A 25,380-nucleotide genomic window follows, 5' to 3' on the forward strand; every position below is an offset into this window, starting at 1 on the left:
TATCCTCAACACTTATTTTTATAAGATCGTTATACTGATTATAACATGCAACGCTCATTTTTCGATATCTAATTTAGTAAAGAGAAAAGCTAATAAGACGAAAAATCCTCAGCGTGCTGAGAGCTTTTGTCTTATTAGCTTCTTTAATAAAAATCAATTTTTCCGTTCCTGCTTATTATTTCTCTATATGAATTGGAATTTGATATCATACCATTATGCTCAGAAGGATATCAGTTTCAATTTACTTTTCAGTCTACTCGATTGATCGGCTGTCCTTTGGAAAAAGCTCTGATGTTATCTTGGATCAATGAAACCAAGCGTTGTCTTGTTTCTAATCCCCGCCATCCCATGTGCGGAGTAATGATAACATTATCCATTGTATACAACGGACTTGCATCATCTAATGGCTCTACTTCCTGCACATCTAATCCTGCGCCTGCAATTACATTATTTTGTAATGCGTCAATCAACGCTTTTTCATCAACCAATGCTCCCCGTGCAGTATTGACTAAATATGCTGTCGGCTTCATCATTGCCAATGTTTCTTTATTGATCATATGTCTTGTTGATTCGTTTAAAGGGCAATTAAGAGAAATAAAATCACTTTGCATGAAAACTTCTTCATTTGTTGTAAAGTGAATATTCTCTACATCTGCTCTGGGAGTTCTGGTCGTTACTAAAATTTTCATTCCCAGTGCCTGCGCTACTTTGACGATTTCTTTCGCAATATTTCCATAACCGATAACTCCCAGTGTTTTACCGTTTACTTCTACATGGTTCACCATTAAATGTTTATGGAAATTATCATGATTCCCTTCTGAAAGCATACGAATCTGTTTTTGCATTGAGCTTGCCAGATTTAAAATCATAAGGATTGCTGTATGGGCCACTCGTTCACTGCTATACGCAGGGATGTTGCATAATATGATTCCTTTTTCACGTACCGCGTCCAAATCGATATTATTATATCCGGTTCCGGCTTCACAAATCATCTTTACACTATCAGGGAATTTTCTGATAATGTCACTTGTGACTTTCATTTCTTTCGTTACAACGATTGTAAAACCGTTGACTCGCTCCAAAATTTTATCTTCGGACGTTTCATCATAGATTACCACTTCGGATGCAATTTTTGAGTAATCAACGTTCCCATCATAATTGACCAGGCCGGCATTTAATACCACAGTTTTATCATTCATAATTTTGTCTCCTTCATGTCATCTATATTTCACCTATTTTTAGGAGGTAAAAAGCAGCTCCTTTAGTTCTTTTTCACCTCAAAATCGTCCCTAATCCATAATATTTTGTGATCAAACCCTACGGCTTGCTTTCCGAACTACAACGCTGCAGCAGCACCACACACTCCACATGCCTTGAGAGGTCAAAAAAGATGCCGTTTGAGCTTGGTGGGACCTTGGAGGAAAGTTGCTTTCTCTTATTCTATATTTCGACTTCCGTTAAGGTTAAATTCATCGCTCTCCCTCCGACCTTAACTTCAAAAATTTTATTTTCCTTTACACCTAAAGACACTCGGATTTCAGATGGCCTTTTCATAGAATAACCTTGTTCAAAAATAATGTGTGAAGCTTGCTCCTCGTTGATTTTTCCATAGTGGTACAAATAACAACCAAGTGCACCGCTCGATGTTCCTGTGGCAGATTCCTCCGGGATACCATATAAGGGAGCAAAGTTTCTACAATAAGCGTTAGCACCATGTAAGGATTTCAAAGAAAAAACATGGTATCCAACAGTATTGTACTTTTGGCTGATTTCTTTTACTTTTTTCATATCCGGTCTGATCGAATCTAAAATCTCAATGCTTCTTACAGGAACCATAATATCCCGAAGCCCTGTTGATACAACTTGAACCAACAAGTCTGCTGAAATTTGGGAAGTACTGATGTTCAAGGAATCTGCTACTTCATCTTTATCTATAACTTCCGAAAATACAGGAATCGATTGATCCATCATAACAAAATTATCGTTATGAATTTCAATGCCAAGTATTCCTGCTCTGGTTTCTTGCTCATACTTACCTTGTTTTAACAAATTTAGACTTGACATTGCATAGAAGGTGGCAATCGTAGCATGACCACATAAGTCCACCTCTTCATTCGGTGTAAAGAATCTCACTTTAAAATCTGCCGCGTTTGATTGTAATACAAAAGCAGTTTCACTGAATCCAAGAACAGCAGCAATTTTTCTCATTTCTTCCTCAGATAATGAATCTGCATTCATAACAACACCTGCTGGATTTCCGCCTTCTTTTGTTTTAGCAAAAGAATTTAATGTGAATACGTTTATTTTCATATATTTCCAAGCTCCAATTTATGATATATTACGACTTAATCCGACAATTACTTCTGTATGCTTCGTCCTCGGAAACAGATCAACTGGCGCGATCGGCCCGGCGGCGTAGCCGAGCTCGCGGAACAGCTTCAGATCGCGCGCAAGGGTAGCGGGGTCGCAGGAAACATAAACGATGCGGGAAGGAGCCATGTCGGCCACCGTGCGGATCAGTTCGGGCGCGCAGCCCTTTCTGGGGGGATCGAGCACCACAACGTCAGGGTGCTCGCCGCGCTGTACCAGCAGCTGCGCTGCCTCGGCAGCGTCCATACACAGGAATTCCGCGTTTTCAATATTGTTGAGCGACGCATTTTCACGGGCGTTTTCTACGGCCTGCGCTACAGCCTCAACTCCGATGACCCGTCCGGCGCGGCCCGCCATCGAAAGGCCGATCGTACCGGTACCGCAGTACAGATCAAGTACCGTTTCTTTGCCGGTGAGACCGGCATATTCGCCCGCCAGCGCATACAGCCGCTGGGCCTGGGCATGATTCACCTGGTAAAAGGACAGCGGAGAAATCCGGAACTGCAGGCCGCACATCCGGTCGGTCAGAAAATCCTGCCCCCAGACCGTGCGGAAACGCCTGCCCAGCACAACGTTGGTGTCTTCCCGGTTACTGTTGATCAAAACGCTTTTCAGGCCGTCCACTCTCTCGCGGAGCAGCGCCGCAAGAGAATCCTCTCCTTTGAGGCCGTTCCCATTGACGACCACGCAGACCATCACCTCGCCGGTACCTTCAGCCATGCGCAGGTATAAATGGCGCAGCTTCCCCTTATACGTCGTTTCGTCATAGGCACTCTCTCCGCTTTTACGTGCCCATTCCAAAAATGCATCCAGCGCCTGCTCAAACGGCTTTGGCTGCAAGGCGCAGCGCTCACACTGAACAATGCGGTGGCTGTGGTTCGCATAAAATCCCGCGATCAGATTGCCCTGCTTGTCCTGCCCGATCGGAATCTGCGCCTTATTGCGGTAACCGTCGGCATGCTCCGCCCCCACAATCGGGCGGATATCCGGATTCTGCAGCCCGCCGATCCGCTCTATGGCATCGCGCACGCGGTTTTCCTTTGCCCGCAGCTCCCCGGCATAGGTAATATGGCGGAACGCGCAGCCGCCGCACTGCGCAGAACAGGGACAGTCCGACTCGATCCGTTCGGGAGACGGCTCCAGAATTTCTTCTATTTTTCCAAAGGCATACGTTTTGGCCGTTTTCAGGATACGGACTTTTAAACGGTCGCCGGCCGCCGCACCCGGAACAAATACAGCAATTCCCTCTACCCGGCCCACGCCGCTGCCCTCAGCGGTCATGCCTGTGATTTCTATTTCAACTATCTCATTCTTTTTCAGAAGCATCGTTTTCTCTCCGATCGTTTTTTGCTCTGATATCGATCTCTAATAAAAACAACAAATCATAATCGTGATATCTCCCCCGCGTTCGGCAGGGGAGATATCACTGTTTTCACTTTTTGATCGCAAATAGATTCTTTCAAAAGTTTAGCATTTTCATGCTATAAATACAAGAAAAGAAAATTCTGTAAAAATTTTTTCCTTTTTGAATATTCTAATCTATTGTGTCAATCATAATAAATATTAAATCGCTTCCCCATGCAATTTATGAAAAAAGCAGATTCATTATTAACCTTTTGTTAATTTCTTGACTTTGCTGTATTTAGTGGTTTATACTAAGGATAAAGAAAAAAGATATTTCCATATCCAAATTTTATTTGCTTATAAGACCGCGGCGGATGCCGTACCTTTTTCAATACAACTCCTCCCCAAAAAGGCTGAAACCGGTAACTTTTTACCGGTTTCAGCCTTTTTATCATGCCATCTGTCGTTTTTTCCTGCGCCTCGCCGCTTTCGCCAAACAAAGGCACTGTATCTTGTACTTATTCTTTTTAGAAGAGACTTTGATAATCGATATTTTTTTGCATGAAGCTTGACCCGTTTCCTGCAAAAATTCGCAAGAATAGGATTAATTCTCAAATTTTATCATCATTTGCACAATCCGAAACCAGGCAAACTGCAAAAAACAAACGATGACAACAGCGGCATGCAGAATTCACTCTGCATACCGCGAAACGCAGTGATGAAGAAAAGCCTGTTATTCCTGGGAAAGCGGCAGGCGAACCGTAAACGTGCTGCCTTTACCGACCTCGCTCTCTACGCTCACCTCGCCATGATACAGCGCCGCCAGGTGTTTTACAATGGAAAGCCCCAGGCCCGTGCCGCCGATTTCGCGCGAACGGCTGGTATCAACCCGATAGAAGCGCTCGAACAGCCGGTCCAGATGCTCCGGAGCAATCCCGATGCCTGTATCGCGCACGCGCACAATCGCCATATGCCGCTGCTGCCGGGCAGTTACAGTAACCTTGCCCTGCGGAACATTATACTTGATCGCATTTTCGATCAGATTAATAAACAGCTGCCCAATGCGCGTGGGAGAGCAATCGCAGTACAGCGACGGGTCTGCGTCCAGCTCCAGCGTAACCGAAGCTTTTTCGGCAACGGGATGCAGCCGTTCTATGGTGGCCATCAGCTCCTCCTTCAGATTGCAGCGGCGGGCGGATGGATCTTCTTTCGCGTTTTCGATCTGGGAAAGCACAAGCATATCGTCGATCAGATGGTGCAGACGCTCCGCCTCAATATCCAGCACATCATAAAAGTACTGACGGGTCTCTTCATCCCGGTCGCCGCTGCGCAGCAGCTCGATGCTTCCACGGATCGAAGTCAGTGGCGTTTTCAGCTCATGCGTCACATTGGCCACAAATTCGCTGCGCAGCTGCTCCAGCCGGCGCATACGGGTCACATCGGCAATTACGGCCAGCACCTCGCCATCCTCCCGCTTCCCGGGGATCGGCGCGATATACACGTTATACTGCTGCTCCTTGGGGCCTCCGGTCGTCAGCGTTTCACGGCGCGCGGCCTCCTCTTCCCCCTGCTCTCCGGCGCTGCGCATCCGGTCGGCAAGCTGGCGGATGAGCAGGCTTCCATCCAGAATACCGCCTTCCTTGAGGTCGCGGGCATTCAGCAGTTCGCGCGCACGCTGGTTCAGGAACACGATCCGGTTATTGCGGTCAACGCATAGCACGCCGTCATCCATTCCCTGAAGCACGCCCTCCAGCTGCTCCTGCTTCTTCTGCGTCTGCAGCACCGCCTGCTCGGTGCTTTCCGCCATAATATTGAACGAATGGGTCAGATCGCCGATTTCGCCGGTATACTGTCCCTGCATGCGTCCCGAAAGGTCGCCTTCGGAAATCCGCCGCGCCACCTTGGTCAAGCTGCGGATAGGCAGGGTAAAGCGGTCTGCCATAAACCATGTGACAGTACAAATCAAAATCAGGCCCAGCAGCAGGCTGAGCAGAGAGCCGACCCAGAATTTCCGCGTTACACGGTCAAGATCTGCAATCGAAAGCGCCGCGCGCAGATATCCCTGATCCGGCAGCCGCACTGCTGCATAATAAAAACGCTCGCCGGCATTTTCAGAAAGGCGGACGTCGTAACCGCGCCCCGATTGATCCGCCTGAAGAATTTCAGGCCGGCTCAGGTGGTTTCCCTTGACGGTATCGTCGTCCACATCTCCCGGCTGTTCGCTGTCCCCGAGCACATTTCCTTTGGAATCAAGCACCGTAATGCGGATCTGCTGCCCCACAGCGGAAAGACGGTCGCTTTCCTCCCGGGCATATTTCTGGGGATTCGCCCAGATTTTACTGCCCTGCGTCTCCATAATCGCAAGGGAAGCGTCGAGCCGCTTGGTAAACTCCTCCTGATACTGCTTCTGTACCAGCAGCGCCACGAGCGCAAACGCCAGGCAAAAGCCCACACACAGGATGATGGAGCTCGACAGCATCAGCCGCTGCTTGACAGAGCCGCTTGAAAAATGGATACGGATGCGGTTCTTCTGTTTCACCCGCAAATCCCTCCTTTTCTATTGGGAAAAGCATATCACTTTTCCCGAAAATATGCTATGATATTATTCAGCCGAAAGAGCGAAAGTATTTATTTTCCCCTTGCTGCCGGCAAGAGGGAAAGAGATACGGTTTTATGTGCGGATGACAATGAGAAAGGGTGGTCCGATGACTTCAGCCGAACGACGTGAAAAAATCCTACAGCTTTTGCAGCACAGCCGCCAGCCGGTCAGCGCCGGGGCCATCGCCCGGCAGTTTCAGGTCAGCCGGCAGATCATTGTTGGGGATATTGCCCTGCTGCGCGCCGCCAACGAAAAAATAGCGGCCACGCCCCGGGGCTATGTATTGGAATCCGATGTTCCGGCCGGGGAATACCGTGTGATCATCGCCTGCCGCCACAACGGCAGTGAGATGGAAGATGAGCTGACCACAATTGTGGACAACGGCGGCAGGGTGCTGGACGTAACGGTGGAGCACGCCGTTTACGGGCAGCTGAGCGGCCAGCTCCGCATTGGTTCGCGCCATGACGTACAGGATTTTATAAATCGCCTGAGCGCCAGCAATTCCGCCCCGCTTTCCGACTTGACCGGCGGCATCCACCTGCATACCGTCGCGTTTTCCAATTTGCAGGACCGTGACCGCACACTGGCCGCACTGACTGAAAGAGGGTATCTGCTTGAGCAGCGGGAATCCGACTAAATGATTTGAAAAACAAAATTTTTTACAAAGGTGTCTTGACACCTTTGTTTTTTTGTTCTAGAATACTGTCAAGACACATGTATAGTCAATTGTTATGGAAGTGGCTATACGGGGAGGAAAGCAAACGCTTTTTGAAAGCGGCAACCCTGTAAAAACTTTTGAGGTGATTGAAATGAAACAAACGAATCAAAAAATTCTGACGATGGTGATCGCGGCGCTGCTTTGCGCGGTGGGTATTGTGATCCCCATGTTTGCGCCGAAAATCGTACTGGAGCCCATGTCGTTTACGCTGGCCAGTCACGTGGCGATTTTTATTGCGATGTTCATTTCGCCGCCGGTAGCGGTGGCGGTTACGCTCGGCACCAGTGTGGGCTTCTTCTTTGCGGGCCTACCGCCGGTGATTGCGCTGCGCGCGCTGAGCCACCTCGGCTTTGTGGCAGTCGGCTGCCTGATTTTGAAAAAGCACCCCGATGTTCTTCTGCGGCCCGCGTCTACCGTGCTGTTCAACTCGATTCTGGCGGTCGTTCACGCCATTTGTGAGGCGCTCGTCGTCACACTGTTCTATTTTGGCGGCATGCTGAACAGCGGCTTTTACAACAAGGGCTTCGCGTTCTCCGTCCTTTTGATGGTCGGTGTGGGCACGATTGCACACAGCATGATCGACTTCGGCATCGCGCTGGTCGTGTGGAAGCCCGTCAGCCGTGTGATCCAGATTCCCGTCAGCGCCCCCATGGCTTCCTCTCAGAAGCGCGCGGCACTGTAAGGAACACAACCCCCAAAACAAAATATCTCGCCCGGTAAATCTGATTCCAAAGGATTTACCGGGCGTTTCTATTTGGGCAAAAGGGTCACTCCTGCTCCGTGAATTTATAGCCGACGCCGCGCACCGTCTGCACCAGACGGGGGGACTCGGGGTCTTCCTCAATTTTCTGCCGCAGGTAGCGAACGTGAACATCCACCGTGCGGGTATCGCCGTAATATTCCACGCCCCACACCTTGTCGAGCAAGGCGTCACGCGTCATCACCCGGCCCCGGTGCTTCATCAGCATGACGAGAAGATCAAACTCCTTCGCCGTCAGCTCGCGCAGCTCGCCGTTTTTGGTCACCGTATGGCGTGCAATATCCACTGTCAGTCCGCCGCCGGTAAGTACCTCTTCCTCTACATCCTGCGCTGCGCGCTCGCTGCGGCGCAGCACGGCACGCACGCGGGCAGCCAGCTCTTTCATACTGAACGGCTTGACAACATAATCATCCGCGCCGATCTCCAGCCCCAGCACACGGTCGAATTCCTCTCCCTTGGCGGTCAGCATCAGAATCGGCAGATGCTTTCCCTCGGGGCTTTCCCGCAGGATGCGGCAAACTGCCAGCCCGTCCGGGGGCGGCATCATCCAGTCCAGAATCACGGCGTCGGGCCTCTTTTGCCGCACCGCCGCCAGCAGAGAGGTTCCGTCGGCAAATTCCGCGCTCTCGTACCCCGCGTCTCTCAGGCCAAAGGCCACCAGCTTACGGATATTCGGTTCGTCGTCGGCGATATAAACCAGCGCCATTCCTTGTTCTCCTCTCGATTTTAGGATAAATTCCGATACAAACTCATAACGGTTCCGCCCGTTTTCCGGAATCATGCGGCCGACGATTCAATGCTCTTCAGCCACCCGAAAATACGATTCGGTTTCGTGGACGATCTATCTGCTATATCTTTTCATTCAGCTCAGGGTGCACGCCGTTTTCGATGTAGATGACCCATTCGGCAATATTCGTGGCGTGATCCGCCGTGCGCTCAATATATTTCGTAATAAAAATCATGTCGACCTCACACATCACATTCCGGGGATTCTGCGTGATGATGTCGCAGACCTCCAGAATGATTTTGGAAAACATGGAATCTACCACGTCGTCGTACTGGCAGATCGCTTTCGCCTCTTCCACATCGCGGGAAATAAACACGTCGATCGAGCGGCGGAACATGCCGCGCGCCTCTTCCAGCATGCGCACCACATGCGACAGCGCCAGACTGTTGCCGTTGAAATCGCCGCCCGCGACAATCTCGCAGATATCGGCACACTGGTCGGCCACACGTTCCATATCCGTCAGGATTTTCAGGCACGCCGCGATCATGCGCAGATCGCCCGCGATCGGCTGCTGCAGGGCGATCAGGTTCAGGCACATTTTTTCGATCTGATGCTCCTGAATATCGATCTGTTCATCACTCTGCGCCACCTGCTGGGCTTTTTCCAGATCCAGCGTGCGCAGGGCCTCAATCGTTTCAAGCAGGCGGCCGTCCACGTCGTTTCCCATAGAGATCATTTCCTGCGCAAGCTCCTGCAGCTCGCGCTCAAACATTTTCCTCGCCATCTATTCCTCTCTTTCCGCCGCAGGCCGCCGGCGCTTGTCTCTTTTCATAGTATCAGACCGACCTGGAAAAATCAACCGAAGCGACCCGTGATATAGCGCTCGGTGCGCTCATCCTTAGGCTGCTCGAACATCAACTTGGTTTCGGTGAACTCCACCACCTCACCCAGCAGAAAGAACGCCGTCCGGTCCGAAATACGCGCGGCCTGCTGCATGTTGTGGGTAACGATAATCACCGTGTATTGGCCGCGAAGCTCGTCGAGCAAGTCCTCGATTTTCTGTGTGGAAATCGGGTCGAGCGCACTGGTGGGCTCATCCATCAGCAGAATGTCGGGGTCTACCGCAAGCGCACGGGCAATACAAAGGCGCTGCTGCTGACCGCCCGAAAGGCCGAGAGCCGACTTTTTCAGGCGGTCTTTCACCTCGTCCCACAAGGCGGCGCTGCGAAGCGACTTTTCAACGATCTGGTCGAGCTGGCTCTTGCTCTTGACTCCGTGCACGCGCGGGCCGTAGGCAATATTGTCATATACGCTCATGGGGAACGGATTTGGCTTTTGGAACACCATGCCGGCGCGCCGGCGCAGAAGGTTAACGTCGGTGCGGGGGTCATAAATATCCTCCCCATCGATGGAGACCTTCCCCTCGATACGACAGCCGGTGATCATATCGTTCATGCGGTTGAGTGTTTTCAGGCAGGTGGATTTTCCGCAGCCGGACGGGCCGATAAACGCCGTGATCTGATTTTCCGGGATTTCGAGCGAAATCCCGTGCAGCGCCTGAAAATCATTATAAAACAGATCCAGATTTTGAATCGAAATTTTTGTCGCCATATTTGTTGCCATAAATTATTCGGTTCCTTTCTGCAGAGTTTTCGATAAAAGCCCTGCCAAGCGATTGAGCAGAAATACCAGAATCAGCAGAACCGACGCAGTGGCAAAGGCGATGTTCATGGCGTCGGGAGTGGTGGCCTCGCGGGCCGTCTGGTACAGGTGCAAAGTCAGCGTACGGCCGCTGCTGAAAATCTGCTGGAAAAAGCCCTTGGGCATCTGGTATGCAAGGCCCGAGGTAAACAGCAGAGCGGCGGATTCGCCGACGATTCGCCCCATGGCAAGGATGACCGCCGTCAATACACCCGGCATGGCGCACGGCAGCACAATGCCGAGAATCACACGCAGCTTGCCCGCGCCGAGCGCAAACGCCCCCTCTTTATAAGAGGACGGCACCGAAATCAAGGATTCCTCCGTGGTGCGCACGATCGTGGGCAGAATGCACAGCGTCATGGTCAGGCAGCCGGCCAGAATCGAAATCTGCAGCCGGAACAGGATGCAGAATACGGTATACCCGAACAGTCCGAACAGAATCGAGGGAATGCCGGAAAGAATCTCGGTGGTAAAACGAATCGCCTTTACGAGTCTGCCCTGCTTTGCGTACTGCGTGAGGTAAATCGCAGAGCAGATGCCGATCGGCGCCGCGATCAGCAGCGTGATCACGACAATGTACATGGTATTGATGATCATGGGCAGAATGCCCTTCAGATTCGCCTTGGTTTCGGAGTACGGGGTGGAAAGGAACTTCCAGCTGACATACCCGAGGCCGTTGACGAGAATATAGCCCAAAATGCCGACAAGCACCACCACGCACAGAAAGGCCGCGCCGTTGATCAGCAGCTTTAAAACAACGTCCACGGGCTTGGCGCGGCGGTTATAAAGGGATTTGCCTTCCATGACAAAATTCGCGTTCGGGGCGTTTTGCTCCAATACTCCGGATTTATTCGGCATGAATCTGCACCCCTTTCTTTGAAATGTAGTTAAACAGCAGGTTGACGATCATGATAAACACAAACAGCACCAAGCCGATGGCGAACAGCGCCTCGCGGTGCAGGCCCGACGCATAGGACATCTCCATCGCGATGCCGGTGGTGAGCAGGCGCACCGTGCCAAGCAAAGTCGGCATGTTGGCCACGTTGCCGGCCACCATGATGACCGCCATCGTTTCGCCGATGGCGCGTCCCACGCCCAGAATCACGCCCGCCAGAATTCCGGACTTTGCCGCGGGCAGCGTTACCTTGAAGATGGTTTCGGTCTGCGTGGCGCCCAGCGCCAGAGACGCCTCGCGGTAGGCGGCCGGCACCGCCCGCAGAGAGGTTTCCGTCACGCTGACGATCGTCGGCAGAATCATGATCGCCAGAATCAGAATCACGGCGAGCAGGCTGTCGCCGATCGTATGCTCCGGGAACATATTCCGAATCACCGGCACGACCACGAGCATTCCGAAAAAGCCGTAGATGACGGACGGAATGCCCGCCAACAGCTCCACGGCGGGGCGCACCAGCATGGCCAGCCGAGGGCTTGCCGTTTCAGACAAAAACACCGCCGTCAGAATTCCGACCGGCACACCGAGCACGATCGCGCCGATCGTACCGACGATCGACGAGAGGATCATCGGCAGAATGCCGAAGATGTCGGACGCGGGCCGCCAGCTCTCCCCGAGCAGGAACTGTGTCAAGCCGATTTGCAGAATCGCCGGCAGACCGGCGGAAATAATGTACACCGTCAGCAAGATCACGGAACCGATGGAAACGCAGGCGAACACCTGAAACACCGATTCCGCCAGCCGCTCCGTGCCCTGCGTGCGCAGCGCCAGAACAGACGATATAAGGCCGCCCAGCAGCGTGCAGAAAAACGGCCATAAAAACTGCAATTCAATCTGGCTGACATTCAGGCTCGTCACCGCAGTCTGAATCGCCCCCGAAGCCGCCATGACCAGCAGCGGAGAAATACCGGACAGCAAAAACAGCAGGCCGGCTGTGACCGGCTTCTTCAGCAGGATCAACACAAACCCGCCCACCGCACAGAGCAGCCCCAGCACAATGCTGGCCCGCACGGCCAGCGGAATGGTAACAAGGCCGCTCTGCTGCGGGCCCACCACCCAGAAGCCTTTTACAAACGCCAGCTGAATCCCGCTGACGGTATAGGTTAATCCGCGGAACACAAAGGTGATATACGGTAAAAAGAACGATAAAATCATTACCGCTCCCAGCCCGGCGGCGATCCACCGGTATGCCGCGTTGCGCCTTTTTTCCCGCTCCCGGCCCTCCTGGCCGTCCATCGTACGATCCATTTGCACCCTCCTTCGCCCGATACCAAAGCAGCCCGGGGTATCCTTTTAGATACACCGGGTGCTTTTGTTTTCAATCAGGGTCAGTCATTTATTTGATTACCAAACCGGCTTCTTTGATGATCTTCTGTCCTTCGCTCGAAGCGATGAAATCGAACCATGCTTTTACCAGCTCATTGTCGCTGCCTTTTTTGTAGATTTCAATAAAGGGTCTCTGCAGCTTGTAAGTACCGTCTTTTACCGTATCCTCCGAAGGCTTTACATTGTCCACAGTAACCGCCTTGACGGACTCGTTCACGGAATCCAGAGAAATGTAGCCGATCGCCGCAGGGTCACTGCCTACCTTGGAAACCACCTCGCCGGTGGAGGAAAGCTCGGCAGCCAGCTTGGTTTTCTCTTTGATTTTCAGAATGGACTCGAAGCCGTCGCGGGTACCGGAGGTAGCCTCGCGGCCGATGACGGTGATCTTCTGATCCGCACCGCCAACATCCTTCCAGTTGGTGATCTCGCCGGTGTAAATCTTTGCGATCTGCTCGCTGGTCAAGGTGTCAACCTTGTTCTGGGGATTGACCGCAACAGCAATACCGTCGATCGCGATCTGTACGATCTCAAAATCAGCAGGCTTTTCCTCATCCTTCAGGTTGCGGGAAAGATCGCCGATCAGTGCGGTGCCGCTGTTGACTGCCTTTACCGCGTCGCCGGAGCCCGTGCCGCCCTTTTCTACCGTTACCTGGGGATATTTCTCCATAAATCCTTCGCCCAGCGCCTGGCATACCTTCGCCATGGAAGTGGAACCGTTCAGTGTCAGCTTGCCGCTCAGGGACGCGGTGGACTCTGCTGCGGATGCGGTAGACTGTGCGGGTGCGGCGGACGGTGCATCACTTTTTCCTTCAACCGTGGAAGAGCAACCTGTCGCCGCAGTGGCTCCCACCAACAGCATTGCAAGCAACGCCATCATTTTTTGTTTCATATTCCTATTTCCTCCTGATTGTTTTAATTTCTCTTTTGCGCATTCTTATCTTAAAGGACAATTGTTAAATTTAGGTTAAACGCGATTTAGAAGTCGTTAAAAACGAAAAAGAGATTGATTTTGCGTAAAGTTTCTTTTCCTAAAGAATTGATTTTCTTCGGAAATAAGGAAATGTGCCTGCAATTTGTTTTTGATTTTAGAAGGAATTGACAAATAGGCAACTTATGCTTATAATATAAGTTGTTACTTGACAGGAATGACCAATTCTCCGCCGGTCATTCGCAGACGCTTACGATTACTTTCAGAAAAAGGAGTGAGAACATTGTCGAAGCAAGATACCGTGAACGTAGGAATTGGCTTCGCCACGGGGCGAAGGAGCTTTCGGAAGGTTTTGAAAACCAACATACTGAGCTGGCGGGAATGCGGACTGACACAGAACCCGAAATTTAACCTGAATCTGTTTGTGGCATATGACCTGAAATATGCGAATACCAAGGTAACGGACTACACCGGCATTCCTCCGCACCTGCTCGGGGACCTTAACGGAACCTTTTTTCTGGGGAAAACAGCGCAGGCCCGCGAAATCCGCAGCCTGGTGCGCAGCGGCGTTCTGTCGCCGGAAGAGGCGCGCCTCTTCTTCTGCGCAGGCTACGCCGGGCAGCGCAACACCGTCCTTTACTGGGCGATGAAGCAGCGAATGGACTACCTGCTGTTCCTGGACGACGACGAATACCCCATGGCGGTCACCAATACCCGCAACTGGGCCATTTGGAGCGGGCAGCATGTTCTGCTCTCTCACCTGCGGCAGATGATGGACACCGGAGCCGACATCACCCACGGGCACCACTGCGGTTATATTTCACCGATCCCGTCCATCGAATTCAGCAGTTCGCTGACAAAAGAGGATTTTCGGAACTTTATTGAGGCGATCAGCAACGACATCATCAACTGGCAGTCGCTGGAATCGCTGATGCGGCAGGGCGGCGTCACCTATGCGGATACCGCCATACTGACCGGCGATGAGCCGCAGGAGGTTTTGTCAGTCAATCACTGCAAATTCATTTCCGGCTCGAATTTGTGCATCAATTTAACGGACAGCGCCCGGGTTCATCCTTTCTACAACCCGCCCGGGGCCAGAGGCGAAGACACCTTTTTGAGCACCCTGCTGGAAGACAGCAAAGTGCTTCGCATCCCCTGCTATACCTTCCACGACGGCTTTTCCGCGTACGACCACCTGATGGACGGCGTGCTGCCGATCCGGCTCAAGCCCGTCTGCGCCGACCTGAGCTTTGTGACGGACCGCTTCTGCCGCGCCTGCGTGGGCTGGGTGCGCTACAAGCCCCTGCTGCTCTACCTCACGCAGCGCGAGAACTACGAAAGCAGAATCGAAGAAATGCGCCGCCAGCTGGCGGCCACCCTGCCGAAGCTGGCCGCCTACCTGGGCCGCGAGGAATTTTTGAGCATTGCCGACGAGCTGGAACGCTACCACCAAAACGTAGAGCTTCACGCCCGGCAGTTCCGGCAGACGATTGAAATCTGGCGCAAGCTGGTTTCTTATCTGGAAGCCGAACGAAAAACACAGGGATTCCCCGCTATGGGGAGGGGACTTCCGGCGGACGATCCCCTTCGCAGTGCGCTGTAACAAGCAAAACGCCTCCCTTTGTCCGCCAAACGGCAGGCAGGCCGTATTGGCGGCAAAAGGAGGGCTTCTTCTGGATATTAAAACACCGTCTTTCCGCAGCCGCAGCAGAAAGACGGTGTTTTATTCGGACTTTGCCCTCCAGTAGCTGGAGCCGTCCGCCTTACGGCACAACAGGCCGCAGTCGATCAGCTCTCTCCTGATCAGAAAATAGTCCCCGAACGTATGCGAGGCTTCGCAGATGGCGTTGATCTCCCGCTCGGTATAGCGGCGCCCCGGCTCAAATTTCTGTGCCAGATATTCCAGCACCGCAAACCGAACACTGCTTTTCTGGGGCAGCCGCGTAATTTTTCCCTCGGGATTCAAAAAGGGGGCGATCTTTTTATTCTGTTCCATCGCTTTCCCTCCCCTCGCCCTGCTTTTCGTTCCAAAGCTCCAGCAGAGCCGATATATCCTCTGAAAATTCGCGCGGCGTCTGCGTTTCTTTCTTCTTGATTTCTTCCAGTATTTCAAAAGTGAAGCCGGCGGCTCCGTAACGCTTCCAGGCCGGCGACATGGCCGTTTCGGGGCACAGATTGGTAGCGCACTGAAACGCGAAACGGTTTTTGGCCCCCTGTAAATCCGCGCTCGCGCGAACCCAGCTCTCGTCCGCCCCATCACAGCGGATGCGGTAGATGCCGCCGATCTGCCTGCTGTTCTTGTATTGGTTCTTCATTTCTTTTTTGGATGCTTCCTTCATCTCTTTTCCTCCATCCCCTCGCAATATTCCTGCTCCCGCAGGTTGAATTCTACGGCGGTACAGGATTATTGTAACGCGCCCCGGCTCCGAGCGCAATCAACGCTCCGTAGAGTATGCGCCGAACCGGGGCAAAAAATCAAAAACGGGGCCTCTTTTCCAACCAGAAGAAAAGAGGCCCCGGGAATTATTCGGCTTTCGGTTTGCTTTCGGTTGATAAAATGAGGACATCGTCCAGCCTGCGCTTCGGAACGTAATGCACATCGTTCTCGTCGCGGTAATAGGCGACGCTCTCGCCTTTTTCCACCTCCGTGAGCACGATGGTTTCCTCCGGCTTGCCGACGGCGACGATCAGCATCGGGATCAGGTGAGCGGGAAGGCCAAGCGCTTCCTTTAACGCGTCGGCGGAAAACGCGCCCAAAATGCACCCGCCAAGCCCCATTACCCGGGCGGAGAGTGCGATTGTCTGGCAGACGATCCCCACGTCGCGCACAAACCCCGGGCCAGCCGCGGCGATCTGCGTATCGTGGCAGACCACGATAAACGCGGGCGGGCAATGCCCCTCGTGCGGCAGGTGAATCCCCTTGAGCGCGCCGGCCCACTTGGTGAGCGACTGCACCTTTGCCACCTCGCCGGGCTCAAATACCAAACGGTAGCGCAGGGGCTGCATATTCATGGTAGACGGCGCATACCGCGCGCAGTCTACGAGCTCCGTGAGCTCCTCACGGCTGACCCTGCGGCTTTCGTCATACCCGCGCGTACTGCGGCTGCTTTTCAGCAGGTCTTTCCATTCATTGAACTCCATGAATCATTCTCTCCTTTACCGGTTTCTGTTTCAGCCCTCAGGCAAAAAACGGACGGCTGCAAAAAGGCCGTCCGTTTGTTAAAAACACGTTTGGCAGGATCGGGCAACCCGCGATACGGCACCCATAAAATCCGCTTGTTCCGGAAAGGGCGTTAGAAGCAGCTTTCCGGCTCCGGACGGAAACCCCGAATCACGCAAAGACAACAACGGCCTGTTTCTGCTTGATGCGCGGCAAAACGGTTTCGAGCACGCGGAAGCTGTGATTGAGATCTTTCTGCTCCAGATAAGCGGTCGCCATATCCTGGCCGATCACAAGATCCATGTTCTTTTCGTCGGAAGCGACCAGCACCGCCTGATCCGCGCCCAAAACCTGAGATTGGTAAAGACGGCCGCCCACAAGCCTGGAAATCCGGTCGGCTTCCAGAAGCCCGGTCCCCGGCTGCAGCCTTTGCAGCTGCATGAAAAGGCGGGGGCTCACCACAAGTGCGTAATCCCCGTAGATGCCCTTTTCCGCAAAATAAGCGATCCCGGCGGCGATATCCTCAAAAGCGTTTTCGCCGGCGCTCCAGTCCTTCTTTTTGATCCGATTTGCGCCCGACACGGTCAGAAGGCCCTCATATCCCAGCTTTTCATTCCCCAAAAAGATGAGCTTGTCTTCCTTGATGGCGCATTCCTGCGCCGCCTTGGCCGCTCTGGAAAGATCCAAAGGGAGAGAGGATGCTTCCGCTCGTTCCAGATCCTTCGCAAGCAGGGTAAAATCCGCATAGACCATCGGGATCTCAACAAATTTTCGGCCCCTGGTCGTGATCAGACCATCCGTTTCCGCTTCCTCCACCGCGTCAATGTCGTCGAGAGCGACATCCGCGACGCCGGCGCCAAGCGGCCCGAACACAGAAAGAAATCTTCTTCCGGTCAACATTTTTCTCGCCGACGCTACGACGGTGGCGTCAATTTTTTCCCATAATTCTTCCGGCAACGGGGAAGACTCTCTGGATAAGTAACTCATTGTCAAAACCTCCTTCAGCGATACGTTCAGGATTTATCGAGCAGACTGCCCACGGTTGCAGGCGCAGAAAAGCCGGAACCAGATTTGTCCTCGGGAACGGCGATCCCCAATTCGCTCAGCATTTCGCGAACCTCCGCTTCGCCGGATGCAAATAGCTCCGCTTCCTGAGGATCAAGCGTGCGCAGCAGCGTCATCAGCTCACCGATGTGGGCCTTTTCCTCATCACGGATATCCGCGAGTACTTTCTTGGCAATTTCTATATCGGTTGCCTGAACGTGCGCATCATACAGATAAATTGCTTCCAGCTCGCCCGCGATATCCAAACGGAGCGCCTGAATCAGTTCCTCTTTGTTCAGTTTACGGTCGACATTCCCTTGAAATGGATTTGCAAAAGCCGGCATGTGTATCATCCTCCTATCAGTTTCTGCTGACAAAGCTGTCATCGGTGTTTTTTCAACGAATCACCTGCATTTGGCCGTGATCCATCCGAATGGATTCTGCATAATGAACACTCGGTATCCATTCAAAATTTTGTGTTTTTATTCTAGCACTGAACTTTTTATCTGTCAATCATTGCGGGTCTTTCCGACTGATGGCCGCAGCGCGATAAATTTCTCATTTGACTGTTGAAAAATTGAAATTTTACGCGGCGCGTGGTATACTGTCAAAGTATTTTCAACATTGTAGTCAATTCAATTAAAAAGTGCGAATCTCTTCCCTCACCACAGACGGGGGAAGAGATTGCCGTGCCTGTATCATACTATATTTAAATTTCATTTACTATACTGGATAGACGGAGGAACCTGACTTGAGTGACTATCGATCTTTGATTCAAAAGCGGAGAACCTTTGCGATCATCTCGCACCCTGACGCCGGCAAGACAACGCTGACCGAAAAATTCCTGCTGTACGGCGGAGCAATTGCGCTGGCCGGCTCGGTAAAGGGAAAAAAGAACTCCCGGCATGCGGTTTCTGATTGGATGGAAATCGAAAAGCAGAGAGGAATTTCCGTTACCTCTTCCGTTCTGCAGTTTCAATATGAGGGATATTGTATCAATATTCTCGACACCCCCGGGCATCAGGACTTCTCGGAGGATACGTACCGCACGCTGATGGCTGCGGACTCGGCCGTGATGGTGATCGACGCCTCGAAGGGCGTTGAGGCGCAGACGAGAAAGCTGTTCAAGGTCTGCCTGCTGCGCGATATCCCGATCTTTACGTTCATCAACAAGATGGACCGCGAGGCGCGCAACCCCTTTGATCTGCTGGAGGAAATCGAGCAGGAGCTGGGCATCAAAACGTACCCGATGAACTGGCCGATCGGCTGCGGCAAGGAGTTCAAGGGCGTGTACGACAGAAACAACAACCAGATCATTTCGTTCCGCGGCGACAGCGGCAAGCATGAGGCTGAAGCCACCGTATCGGGCCTCGATGACCCCGGCCTGAAGGATTTGATTGGGCCGTACCTGCATGAACAGCTGTGCGACGACATCGAGCTGCTTGACGGCGCGGGCTATGAATTCAATATGGACGCCGTGCGCCACGGGCGTCTCTCTCCCGTGTTTTTCGGTTCCGCCCTGACCAACTTCGGCGTGGAGCCGTTTCTGGAGGAATTCCTTCGCATGACGAGCTCGCCGCTGCCGCGCAAAACCACCGACGGCGAGGTAGACCCCTTTGACCCGGATTTCTCCGCCTTTGTGTTTAAAATTCAGGCCAACATGAACAAGGCTCACCGCGACAGAATCGCATTTATGCGCATCTGCTCCGGTAAATTCGAAAAGAACATGGAAGTCCTGCACCAGCAGGAAGGCAAAAAGATCAAGCTGTCGCAGCCCCAGCAGATCATGGCGCAGGAGCGCGAGATCATTGAGGAAGCCTATGCCGGCGACATCATCGGCGTATTCGATCCGGGTATTTTCTCCATCGGCGATACGCTGTGCGCGCCCGGCAAAAAAATCCTGTTTGAGGGCATTCCCACCTTTGCGCCGGAGCATTTTGCCCGCGTGCGCCAAATGGACACCATGAAGCGCAAGCAGTTTGTTAAGGGCATGTCGCAGATCGCGCAGGAAGGTGCTATTCAGATCTTCCAGGAACTCGAGGGCGGCATGGAGGAAGTGATCGTGGGCGTCGTCGGCGTTCTGCAGTTCGATGTGCTGGAATACCGCTTAAACCACGAATACAATGTGGACATCCGACTGGAGTCTCTGCCGTATCAGTATATCCGCTGGATTTCGAACGACGCTGTCGACCCCAAAACGCTAACGGTTACCTCCGACACGAAAAAGATACAGGACCTCAAGGGACATCACCTGCTGCTGTTCACCAGCGAATGGAACATCCGCTGGGCGCTTGAGCGCAACGAAGGACTGGAGCTGACCGATTTCAGCCGCGGATAAACCCGTCATACTATTATAAAAAAAGACCCGCCTTTTCACAGGCGGGTCTTTTTTTATATCAATACAGGTATTGGTTACAACATTTTAACTAAAAAAGGGGTTGAAAAATAGAGGAAAGAGGAATATTATGTGATTACTAGTTATTAATTATTGATAAATAACTAGTAACTATTATATTTTATTTAAATAATTTTGTATTCTTGCCAATCGGGCCGGATATCCGTAATAGAAAAATTGATTGAGAAAGCGTGATGCCATGAATTTCGCCCAGCATCCTGTTCTTTGTACGAATAACTGCTGAATGCGGGGTTTCCTTTGCGTAAAGTCAGAAACAACCGCAAACAATCAAAACGGAGGATGAAAACAATGAAAAATTCAAAAAGAGTATTGAGCCTTGCCTGCGCGGCCGTTATGCTGAGCGCTGTCTTAGTCCCCGCAAGCGCGGAAACCCTTGTGGAACAACAGGGGAATTCCATTGCTTTGACCAGAGAATCTGCGGCCGCACAGCAATTGCAGGCGAGAAATTACAAAAAATATGGGTACACAAAACTGGTAGCTGTAAGCTCTAATGGAAATGCTAAGACGTTGGTACAAGGCAATAAAGAAGGGAAATATTCCAGTGTGGCAGAACACGTTGTTGAGACACTGCGTAATGTGGATACTTTGGATTTTAGAGTTGCTGTGGCTAAAGAAACAAGAACTGATTGGTATACTGCTGGTGAAGAAGAATTTAATATGGAATATAAATATTATGGTAACCAAGGGTATACCGGCAATGCTACTCTTGAGGCGCGTAACTTTGAAAAAAACACCGCAAGAGTCAAAGGAAAGATACAGTTCAATTAGTAACCGGACAAGGTCTAGAACCGTACGGAAACGTGCGGCTCTGGACCTAATCTGTAAGAATCGAGGGTTAGAATGGAGTATTTTTCGAAATTATTCCGATTTCAGTTTAAGTATATGATAAGCCGTAGACGCTTTCATTTTCTATTTCTCTTTGTCGTTATCATTATTGCACTGTCTTTTTTAGAGATCTGTTTTCGATACTACGGTATGGACATCAGCATCATCCCTTCCGCCGCTTTGGGCTGGATTGGCCGAACGCCGAAAGGAACAGGAGACGTATGGAATCCATATATTTTTGCTGAATTTTTAGACTATCTGCTTCTACCGATTGGCGCTCTGGTTTTTGCGGATTTTTATTTAACGGATCAAAAAGAAGGAGCTTATTTTATTATTATAACGAGAAGTTCCTCTGACACATATCATCTTTCCGGCGCACTTCTTTGTTTTTTGGGCGCCTTTGGACTTGTTCTTATTCCTTTTCTGATGTTTTATCCCGTCTGCTTTGTGTTATTTCCACATGAAGCAATGATAAATCCATTTTCAAATACAAGATCTCTTTTGGAGCTCAGCTACATAAAAGAAAATGCTGTGTTGTATCCCAATTTGTTTTACACCCACCCCCATCTTTCTAACTTAATCTATATTTTTTACAACAGCATGCTTGCTGGAGCATGGGCTTTGTTTTCATATACCCTGAGCCACTTTTTGCAGTTCAGCCGAATCCTTATTTACGTTTTACCAACAGCGGTGCTTCTCTTTTTGGGAAATCTAACGAATCTGTTGGATTGGAGAAATTCTATCTCAATCGACCTTTATATGAACCCTACCTGGTATAGCGGCCCCAGATACCCCTCCATCTTTTGGGCCTATCTTCTAATCCCCTTGTTTTTTTCTGCCTTTGTCATTATGGTACGGATCCACAAAAGGAAGGTGGATGAGCTGTGAACTATTTTTACCGGCTGTTCCGGCGGCAAAAGCTGACATGGTTTTTATTGATCGCTTTATTGGCTATTTCATTTGGGGAAACCTACCTATATGTTTATGACAACTTTATTTCTCAAAATGAAATATTTACAGGACTCGAAGAAGACGCTTTCTTTATCTATTATAGCTTTTTTTATTTTATGGCTACTGCTCTTATGCATACTCCCGTATATGCCATGTGGATTTACGCAATGACACGTTTTTCCATGGACATTAAATACTGCACACGGACAAAGTCGCGCTCGAGCTGGCTGCTGCGTTACCTTTGTCTGTCCGTCGGTCTGGCAGTCACTTATCTGGCCATTTTGAATATTCCCGCCCTGATCGGCGCTTATATTGCAGGGGGTGTTTTCTGGGCGGTATTCCCCTACTACCTGTATAGCTTTGTTCTGGAATTAATTCTGCATATGACCTTTTCATTGATCTATTTTCTCGCTTACTTATTGTCTGACAGCCCGGTCGTTGCCTTTTTGGCCCTTGTTCTTTATGGCAGTTGGGACTCATTTTATGGATTTTTAGAGGTCAATAAAGGAATTACGTTCAATGTGAATTTATCCGTTGGCTGGGGACGAGCCATTACCGATTATACTTTGTGGATGGAAGAACGAACCCTGGATTGGTTTGCCTTCTTTCTGTTGGCCGGCATTTTCCTTTTGTTCTTTGCGCTGTGCCGGCTCGCGGTACGCCGCAAAGACTTTTTAAGTGTGCAGGAGGCGGCACAAAAAGCATGACGACCGCCGGAATGAAAAAACAAAGGAGAGAAGGATATGAAACAGATTACGGTAACCGGCGCAGCCAAAACGCTGAAAAAACGTCTGGTACTCAACCATATTAATTTGGAGCTGGAAGAGGGCGGAATCTACGGTTTTTTTGGCCCCAACGGTTCGGGTAAGACTATGTTGTTCCGGGCCATCTGCGGACTGATTTATTTGGACTCCGGCTCAATTGATGTATTCGGACAAAAAGTAGGAGAAAAAAGGTTCCCAAAAAATTTGGGACTGGTTATCGAATCCGTAGGATTTTGGAATGAATTTACCGGATTTGAAAATTTAAAATTTTTGGCTTCGATCAAACAAAAAATCGGAGATCAGGAAATCAATCAGGTTCTGGAACGGGTCGGCCTTGACCCCAAAGATTCCAGAAGCTATAAAAAATATAGTCTGGGCATGAAGCAGCGCCTTGCCATCGCACAGGCCGTGATGGAGCAGCCCCGGCTTTTGGTGCTGGACGAGCCCACGAATGCTTTGGATGAAGACGGAATTCAGGCGGTACATCAAATCATCCGCGAAGAAAACCAGCGCGGATGCACCGTACTGATTGCAAGCCATAACAAAACAGATTTAGATCTTCTGTGCCAAAAAAAATTCAAAATGACGGAGGGCCGTTTGGAAGAGACACCGGCAGAACAGAAATCTCCGCAAGCGGAGGACACAATATGAAAAAATACAGTTGGGTCTTTCTCTGCCTGTTTTTATACCTCGTCTGCATTGGGGCCGGAGTTGCAACTCGAAATTCTTACACCGATATTTGGGCAGAGGTTCCTGCACAGCCACAGGATCGGATAAAATATGTATTTCGCGAAGATAAGGACGCTTACTTTACCGCTTCTCCACAATCCATACTGGATCAGGCGGCGGTGATCGTATCGGCTACCGCCAATTCCGAAGGGGAAAACAAAGGCAAAACCTTTTTAACCGAAATGACAGTCAACAAAATCTACAAAAACGACGGCAGCTTCATCGGCACCACTCTGGTCGTCTGTGAACCGATTCGACTCAATAAAATAACGAGCCAAAAAGACGGAAAACCGCTTTATACCATGGAAATGCTGCAAGGAAGAGGACACCGCGCCAGAACCAAAATTACACCCGGCAAAAACTACATTTTGTTATTAAGGGAATTTCTGCCGAAAGGATACCGTACCGAAATACCAACCTACACCATGATAGAAAGCCCTTACGCGAAACTGTCCCCAGATTCCATTACCACAGCGGAGCAATACGCAAAGCCCACTTGGCCTATCGACTATGAGCAATCAAAAGAATACGAAATATTATTGCAGGACAAAAATCAAACGAATACCTTTTTTGATACAAAGAAAAAGGTTTTATCCTTATTACAGTAATTGATTTCAGAAAGCATCACGCCCCGGTTTCTCCCTTAAAGAGCAGCAAAAAAACCGGGGCGTGTCTTTTTATTTTATGCGGCTTTTTCAGCGGCCTGTGCCAGAGCGGTTGTTCGATTGCGTTTGGTAACCCCCAAAAACAGCAGGAGCAGCACTGTGGTAACGAGATCAGCCACAGCCTGCGTGTACAGGATTCCTGTTACCGCAAACAGGCGGTCAAACAGGAACAGCAGCGGCAGAAACGCCAGCCCCTGCCGGAAAATGCTGAATACAAAGCCCGCCTTGCTGTACCGAATGCAGAGCAGGTACACCGTCGCCATCGACTGAAAGCCATAGGTGAAAAACAGCAGGCTGCCCGCGACCAGCGCCTGAATGCCCACGGAGATCACCTCGGCATCGTTCGAAAAGGCGGACACGATTCCGCCGGAAAAACCGATCTGTACAATGGCAATCGCGAGACCGCCCAGCATGCCCCACAGATACGCCGTTTTGGTGGCCTGCCGGATGCGGTCGGGCCGGCCCGCGCCGTAGCAATAAGAAATAAAGGTCTGGTAACCCCTGGAAAAACCTGTTACCGCCAGTGTTGTCATGCCGATCACTCGGTTGGCGATTCCGAGTCCTGCCACCACCGCGTCGCCATACGGCGCAGCGGCAATGTTTGCAGCCGCCATCGAAATGCTTTGGAACAGGTTGATGCACAGAAGCGGCACACCGATTTTCAGAACCGGCTCCAGAATCCACCACTGGAAACGCACCTTGCGGAAGTCGAGCTTTAAATAGCTTTTGCCGCGCAGGTAATACTGCGCTAAAATGCAGAACGCGGTGAACTGTGCCACCGCCGCCGAAGCTGCGGCCCCGCGGATTCCCCAGCCGAAGCCGAACAGAAAAATCGGCGTGAGCACCACGTTCAGCACCGCGCCGGTCATCTGGGAGATCATGCTCAGCGACGCGTTACCCTCGGCCCGCACCAGATTATTCATACAGACGGAAGGGATGTGGAATAAAAACGAGATCACCAGAATCTGACCGTACTGCACCGCAAGCGGCAGAACCCCGGAAGACGCGCCCATATGAACGAGCAGAACCGGCATCACCGGCAGCAGTAGCTGGGTCATGATACTAAAGAAAATACAATAAAACGCAGTGGAGGCCAGCACGGTTTCCGCTTTTTCCTTTTCCCCTGCGCCCAAAAGTTCCGCCATGTAAGCCGCTCCGCCATTGCCGAACAAAAGCCCGATACCCGGCATAATCAGAACCAGTGGGTACACAATGGAGATGGCCCCCATGGCCTGCGTCCCCATTTGCGCCACAAAAAAGCTGACAGCCAGCTGATAAAAGCCCGTTACGGAAAGCCCGACGATCGTCGGCAGCCCCAAATAAGCCAGCGCCTTACTGACCGGCGCGCTCTTCATAATTTCAAGTCTACGATTCATTTCCTACCCTTTCAAACGGCTGATC

Annotated in this window: 25 protein-coding genes; 9 read left to right on the forward strand and 16 right to left on the reverse strand. The window is 51.2% G+C overall.

The annotated features are described in order from the left end of the window. Positions 1 to 248: 248 nt before the first annotated feature. From TY09_RS00815 to TY09_RS00835, 4 genes are all read right to left on the reverse strand, one after another. The gene (locus tag TY09_RS00815; RefSeq protein WP_042430150.1) at positions 249 to 1,199 is read right to left on the reverse strand and encodes a 2-hydroxyacid dehydrogenase; all 951 of its coding nucleotides are present in this window, start codon (positions 1,197 to 1,199) and stop codon (positions 249 to 251) included. 241 nt (positions 1,200 to 1,440) lie between these two features. After that, positions 1,441 to 2,310, reverse strand: a complete 870-nt coding sequence (locus tag TY09_RS00820) for a PhzF family phenazine biosynthesis protein (RefSeq protein WP_042430155.1) — start codon at positions 2,308 to 2,310, stop codon at positions 1,441 to 1,443. Positions 2,311 to 2,328: 18 nt separating this feature from the next. Continuing rightward, positions 2,329 to 3,696 (reverse strand): 23S rRNA (uracil(1939)-C(5))-methyltransferase RlmD, encoded by a 1,368-nt coding sequence (gene rlmD / locus TY09_RS00825; protein ID WP_052335530.1) that lies wholly within the window; start codon positions 3,694 to 3,696, stop codon positions 2,329 to 2,331. A gap of 751 nt (positions 3,697 to 4,447) precedes the next feature. Then, entirely contained in the window at positions 4,448 to 6,253 is a 1,806-nt protein-coding gene (locus tag TY09_RS00835; protein ID WP_042430158.1) for a HAMP domain-containing sensor histidine kinase, read from the reverse strand. Between the two features lie 166 nt (positions 6,254 to 6,419). Here TY09_RS00835 and TY09_RS00840 point away from each other — a divergent pair, with 166 nt between their 5' ends. Both TY09_RS00840 and TY09_RS00845 read left to right on the forward strand, forming a co-directional pair. Beyond that, positions 6,420 to 6,950 (forward strand): transcription repressor NadR, encoded by a 531-nt coding sequence (locus tag TY09_RS00840; RefSeq protein WP_009062711.1) that lies wholly within the window; start codon positions 6,420 to 6,422, stop codon positions 6,948 to 6,950. A gap of 172 nt (positions 6,951 to 7,122) precedes the next feature. After that, complete coding sequence (locus tag TY09_RS00845; protein ID WP_035316736.1) at positions 7,123 to 7,713, forward strand: hypothetical protein; 591 nt, start codon at positions 7,123 to 7,125, stop codon at positions 7,711 to 7,713. 85 nt (positions 7,714 to 7,798) lie between these two features. Here TY09_RS00845 and TY09_RS00850 read toward each other — a convergent pair whose 3' ends face one another. The 6 genes from TY09_RS00850 to TY09_RS00875 form a co-directional block, all read right to left on the reverse strand. Beyond that, positions 7,799 to 8,497 (reverse strand): response regulator transcription factor, encoded by a 699-nt coding sequence (locus TY09_RS00850; RefSeq protein WP_009062509.1) that lies wholly within the window; start codon positions 8,495 to 8,497, stop codon positions 7,799 to 7,801. A 142-nt stretch (positions 8,498 to 8,639) separates the two neighbouring features. Next, positions 8,640 to 9,302 carry a phosphate signaling complex protein PhoU gene (phoU, locus tag TY09_RS00855; protein WP_009062774.1) on the reverse strand — a complete coding sequence of 221 codons (663 nt, stop codon included), beginning with the start codon at positions 9,300 to 9,302 and terminating at the stop codon, positions 8,640 to 8,642. A gap of 71 nt (positions 9,303 to 9,373) precedes the next feature. Then, complete coding sequence (gene pstB, locus TY09_RS00860; RefSeq protein WP_081487990.1) at positions 9,374 to 10,129, reverse strand: phosphate ABC transporter ATP-binding protein PstB; 756 nt, start codon at positions 10,127 to 10,129, stop codon at positions 9,374 to 9,376. 15 nt (positions 10,130 to 10,144) lie between these two features. Further along, positions 10,145 to 11,077, reverse strand: a complete 933-nt coding sequence (pstA, locus tag TY09_RS00865; RefSeq protein WP_042430162.1) for a phosphate ABC transporter permease PstA — start codon at positions 11,075 to 11,077, stop codon at positions 10,145 to 10,147. After that, positions 11,067 to 12,419 carry a phosphate ABC transporter permease subunit PstC gene (gene pstC / locus TY09_RS00870; RefSeq protein WP_020073660.1) on the reverse strand — a complete coding sequence of 451 codons (1,353 nt, stop codon included), beginning with the start codon at positions 12,417 to 12,419 and terminating at the stop codon, positions 11,067 to 11,069. Before pstC ends, pstA begins: the two co-directional genes overlap by 11 nt. 88 nt (positions 12,420 to 12,507) lie before the next feature. Continuing rightward, positions 12,508 to 13,386 carry a phosphate ABC transporter substrate-binding protein gene (locus TY09_RS00875; protein ID WP_020073661.1) on the reverse strand — a complete coding sequence of 293 codons (879 nt, stop codon included), beginning with the start codon at positions 13,384 to 13,386 and terminating at the stop codon, positions 12,508 to 12,510. 313 nt (positions 13,387 to 13,699) lie between these two features. On the opposite strand from TY09_RS00875, the gene TY09_RS00880 reads away from it, so the two are divergent. Beyond that, positions 13,700 to 15,028, forward strand: a complete 1,329-nt coding sequence (locus TY09_RS00880; RefSeq protein ID WP_242841412.1) for a hypothetical protein — start codon at positions 13,700 to 13,702, stop codon at positions 15,026 to 15,028. A gap of 120 nt (positions 15,029 to 15,148) precedes the next feature. Here the strand turns inward: TY09_RS00880 and TY09_RS00885 are convergent, their stop codons facing one another. The 5 genes from TY09_RS00885 to TY09_RS00905 all read right to left on the reverse strand — a co-directional run bounded on the left by TY09_RS00885 (position 15,149) and on the right by TY09_RS00905 (position 17,973). Then, entirely contained in the window at positions 15,149 to 15,421 is a 273-nt protein-coding gene (locus TY09_RS00885) for a DUF2087 domain-containing protein (protein WP_020073663.1), read from the reverse strand. After that, positions 15,408 to 15,764, reverse strand: coding sequence for a GIY-YIG nuclease family protein (locus tag TY09_RS00890; RefSeq protein ID WP_020073664.1), 357 nt, complete (start codon positions 15,762 to 15,764; stop codon positions 15,408 to 15,410). The genes TY09_RS00885 and TY09_RS00890 overlap by 14 nt, the downstream gene beginning before the upstream one ends. 184 nt (positions 15,765 to 15,948) lie before the next feature. Further along, positions 15,949 to 16,566 (reverse strand): nitroreductase family protein, encoded by a 618-nt coding sequence (locus tag TY09_RS00895; protein ID WP_042430171.1) that lies wholly within the window; start codon positions 16,564 to 16,566, stop codon positions 15,949 to 15,951. A gap of 190 nt (positions 16,567 to 16,756) precedes the next feature. Then, a complete protein-coding gene (locus tag TY09_RS00900; RefSeq protein ID WP_009062825.1) occupies positions 16,757 to 17,572 on the reverse strand; it encodes a family 1 encapsulin nanocompartment shell protein in 816 nt (271 codons plus the stop codon). A gap of 26 nt (positions 17,573 to 17,598) precedes the next feature. Continuing rightward, positions 17,599 to 17,973, reverse strand: a complete 375-nt coding sequence (locus TY09_RS00905) for a demethoxyubiquinone hydroxylase family protein (protein ID WP_009062536.1) — start codon at positions 17,971 to 17,973, stop codon at positions 17,599 to 17,601. Positions 17,974 to 18,380: 407 nt separating this feature from the next. Here TY09_RS00905 and TY09_RS00910 point away from each other — a divergent pair, with 407 nt between their 5' ends. From TY09_RS00910 to TY09_RS00935, 6 genes are all read left to right on the forward strand, one after another. Beyond that, positions 18,381 to 19,967 (forward strand): peptide chain release factor 3, encoded by a 1,587-nt coding sequence (locus TY09_RS00910; RefSeq protein ID WP_042430175.1) that lies wholly within the window; start codon positions 18,381 to 18,383, stop codon positions 19,965 to 19,967. 366 nt (positions 19,968 to 20,333) lie between these two features. Further along, complete coding sequence (locus TY09_RS00915; protein ID WP_042430178.1) at positions 20,334 to 20,813, forward strand: hypothetical protein; 480 nt, start codon at positions 20,334 to 20,336, stop codon at positions 20,811 to 20,813. 207 nt (positions 20,814 to 21,020) lie between these two features. After that, positions 21,021 to 21,758 (forward strand): hypothetical protein, encoded by a 738-nt coding sequence (locus TY09_RS00920; RefSeq protein ID WP_147584569.1) that lies wholly within the window; start codon positions 21,021 to 21,023, stop codon positions 21,756 to 21,758. Then, positions 21,755 to 22,528 carry a hypothetical protein gene (locus TY09_RS00925; protein ID WP_042430183.1) on the forward strand — a complete coding sequence of 258 codons (774 nt, stop codon included), beginning with the start codon at positions 21,755 to 21,757 and terminating at the stop codon, positions 22,526 to 22,528. The genes TY09_RS00920 and TY09_RS00925 overlap by 4 nt, the downstream gene beginning before the upstream one ends. 36 nt (positions 22,529 to 22,564) lie before the next feature. Next, positions 22,565 to 23,236 carry an ABC transporter ATP-binding protein gene (locus TY09_RS00930; RefSeq protein ID WP_042430186.1) on the forward strand — a complete coding sequence of 224 codons (672 nt, stop codon included), beginning with the start codon at positions 22,565 to 22,567 and terminating at the stop codon, positions 23,234 to 23,236. Further along, a complete protein-coding gene (locus tag TY09_RS00935) occupies positions 23,233 to 23,922 on the forward strand; it encodes a hypothetical protein (protein ID WP_042430189.1) in 690 nt (229 codons plus the stop codon). The genes TY09_RS00930 and TY09_RS00935 overlap by 4 nt, the downstream gene beginning before the upstream one ends. A gap of 74 nt (positions 23,923 to 23,996) precedes the next feature. On the opposite strand, the gene TY09_RS00940 is transcribed toward TY09_RS00935, so the two are convergent. Next, positions 23,997 to 25,355, reverse strand: coding sequence for an MATE family efflux transporter (locus TY09_RS00940; protein WP_042430192.1), 1,359 nt, complete (start codon positions 25,353 to 25,355; stop codon positions 23,997 to 23,999). Positions 25,356 to 25,380 lie beyond the last annotated feature (25 nt).

The organism is Faecalispora jeddahensis, assembly GCF_000577335.1.
Taxonomy (GTDB): Bacteria; Bacillota; Clostridia; order Oscillospirales; family Acutalibacteraceae; genus Faecalispora; species Faecalispora jeddahensis.

Excerpts from the sequence above, each read along its gene's own strand:
- TY09_RS00815 (WP_042430150.1), bottom strand. The coding sequence starts at position 1,199 with ATGAATGATAAAACTGTGGTATTAAATGCCGGCCTGGTCAATTATGAT.
- TY09_RS00820 (WP_042430155.1), bottom strand. The coding sequence starts at position 2,310 with ATGAAAATAAACGTATTCACATTAAATTCTTTTGCTAAAACAAAAGAA.
- rlmD (WP_052335530.1), bottom strand. The coding sequence starts at position 3,696 with ATGCTTCTGAAAAAGAATGAGATAGTTGAAATAGAAATCACAGGCATG.
- TY09_RS00840 (WP_009062711.1), top strand. The coding sequence starts at position 6,420 with ATGACTTCAGCCGAACGACGTGAAAAAATCCTACAGCTTTTGCAGCAC.
- TY09_RS00845 (WP_035316736.1), top strand. The coding sequence starts at position 7,123 with ATGAAACAAACGAATCAAAAAATTCTGACGATGGTGATCGCGGCGCTG.
- TY09_RS00850 (WP_009062509.1), bottom strand. The coding sequence starts at position 8,497 with ATGGCGCTGGTTTATATCGCCGACGACGAACCGAATATCCGTAAGCTG.
- phoU (WP_009062774.1), bottom strand. The coding sequence starts at position 9,302 with ATGGCGAGGAAAATGTTTGAGCGCGAGCTGCAGGAGCTTGCGCAGGAA.
- pstB (WP_081487990.1), bottom strand. The coding sequence starts at position 10,129 with ATGGCGACAAAAATTTCGATTCAAAATCTGGATCTGTTTTATAATGAT.
- pstA (WP_042430162.1), bottom strand. The coding sequence starts at position 11,077 with ATGCCGAATAAATCCGGAGTATTGGAGCAAAACGCCCCGAACGCGAAT.
- pstC (WP_020073660.1), bottom strand. The coding sequence starts at position 12,419 with ATGGATCGTACGATGGACGGCCAGGAGGGCCGGGAGCGGGAAAAAAGG.
- TY09_RS00875 (WP_020073661.1), bottom strand. The coding sequence starts at position 13,386 with ATGAAACAAAAAATGATGGCGTTGCTTGCAATGCTGTTGGTGGGAGCC.
- TY09_RS00885 (WP_020073663.1), bottom strand. The coding sequence starts at position 15,421 with ATGGAACAGAATAAAAAGATCGCCCCCTTTTTGAATCCCGAGGGAAAA.
- TY09_RS00890 (WP_020073664.1), bottom strand. The coding sequence starts at position 15,764 with ATGAAGGAAGCATCCAAAAAAGAAATGAAGAACCAATACAAGAACAGC.
- TY09_RS00895 (WP_042430171.1), bottom strand. The coding sequence starts at position 16,566 with ATGGAGTTCAATGAATGGAAAGACCTGCTGAAAAGCAGCCGCAGTACG.
- TY09_RS00900 (WP_009062825.1), bottom strand. The coding sequence starts at position 17,572 with ATGAGTTACTTATCCAGAGAGTCTTCCCCGTTGCCGGAAGAATTATGG.
- TY09_RS00905 (WP_009062536.1), bottom strand. The coding sequence starts at position 17,973 with ATGCCGGCTTTTGCAAATCCATTTCAAGGGAATGTCGACCGTAAACTG.
- TY09_RS00915 (WP_042430178.1), top strand. The coding sequence starts at position 20,334 with ATGAAAAATTCAAAAAGAGTATTGAGCCTTGCCTGCGCGGCCGTTATG.
- TY09_RS00920 (WP_147584569.1), top strand. The coding sequence starts at position 21,021 with ATGGACATCAGCATCATCCCTTCCGCCGCTTTGGGCTGGATTGGCCGA.
- TY09_RS00930 (WP_042430186.1), top strand. The coding sequence starts at position 22,565 with ATGAAACAGATTACGGTAACCGGCGCAGCCAAAACGCTGAAAAAACGT.
- TY09_RS00935 (WP_042430189.1), top strand. The coding sequence starts at position 23,233 with ATGAAAAAATACAGTTGGGTCTTTCTCTGCCTGTTTTTATACCTCGTC.
- TY09_RS00940 (WP_042430192.1), bottom strand. The coding sequence starts at position 25,355 with ATGAATCGTAGACTTGAAATTATGAAGAGCGCGCCGGTCAGTAAGGCG.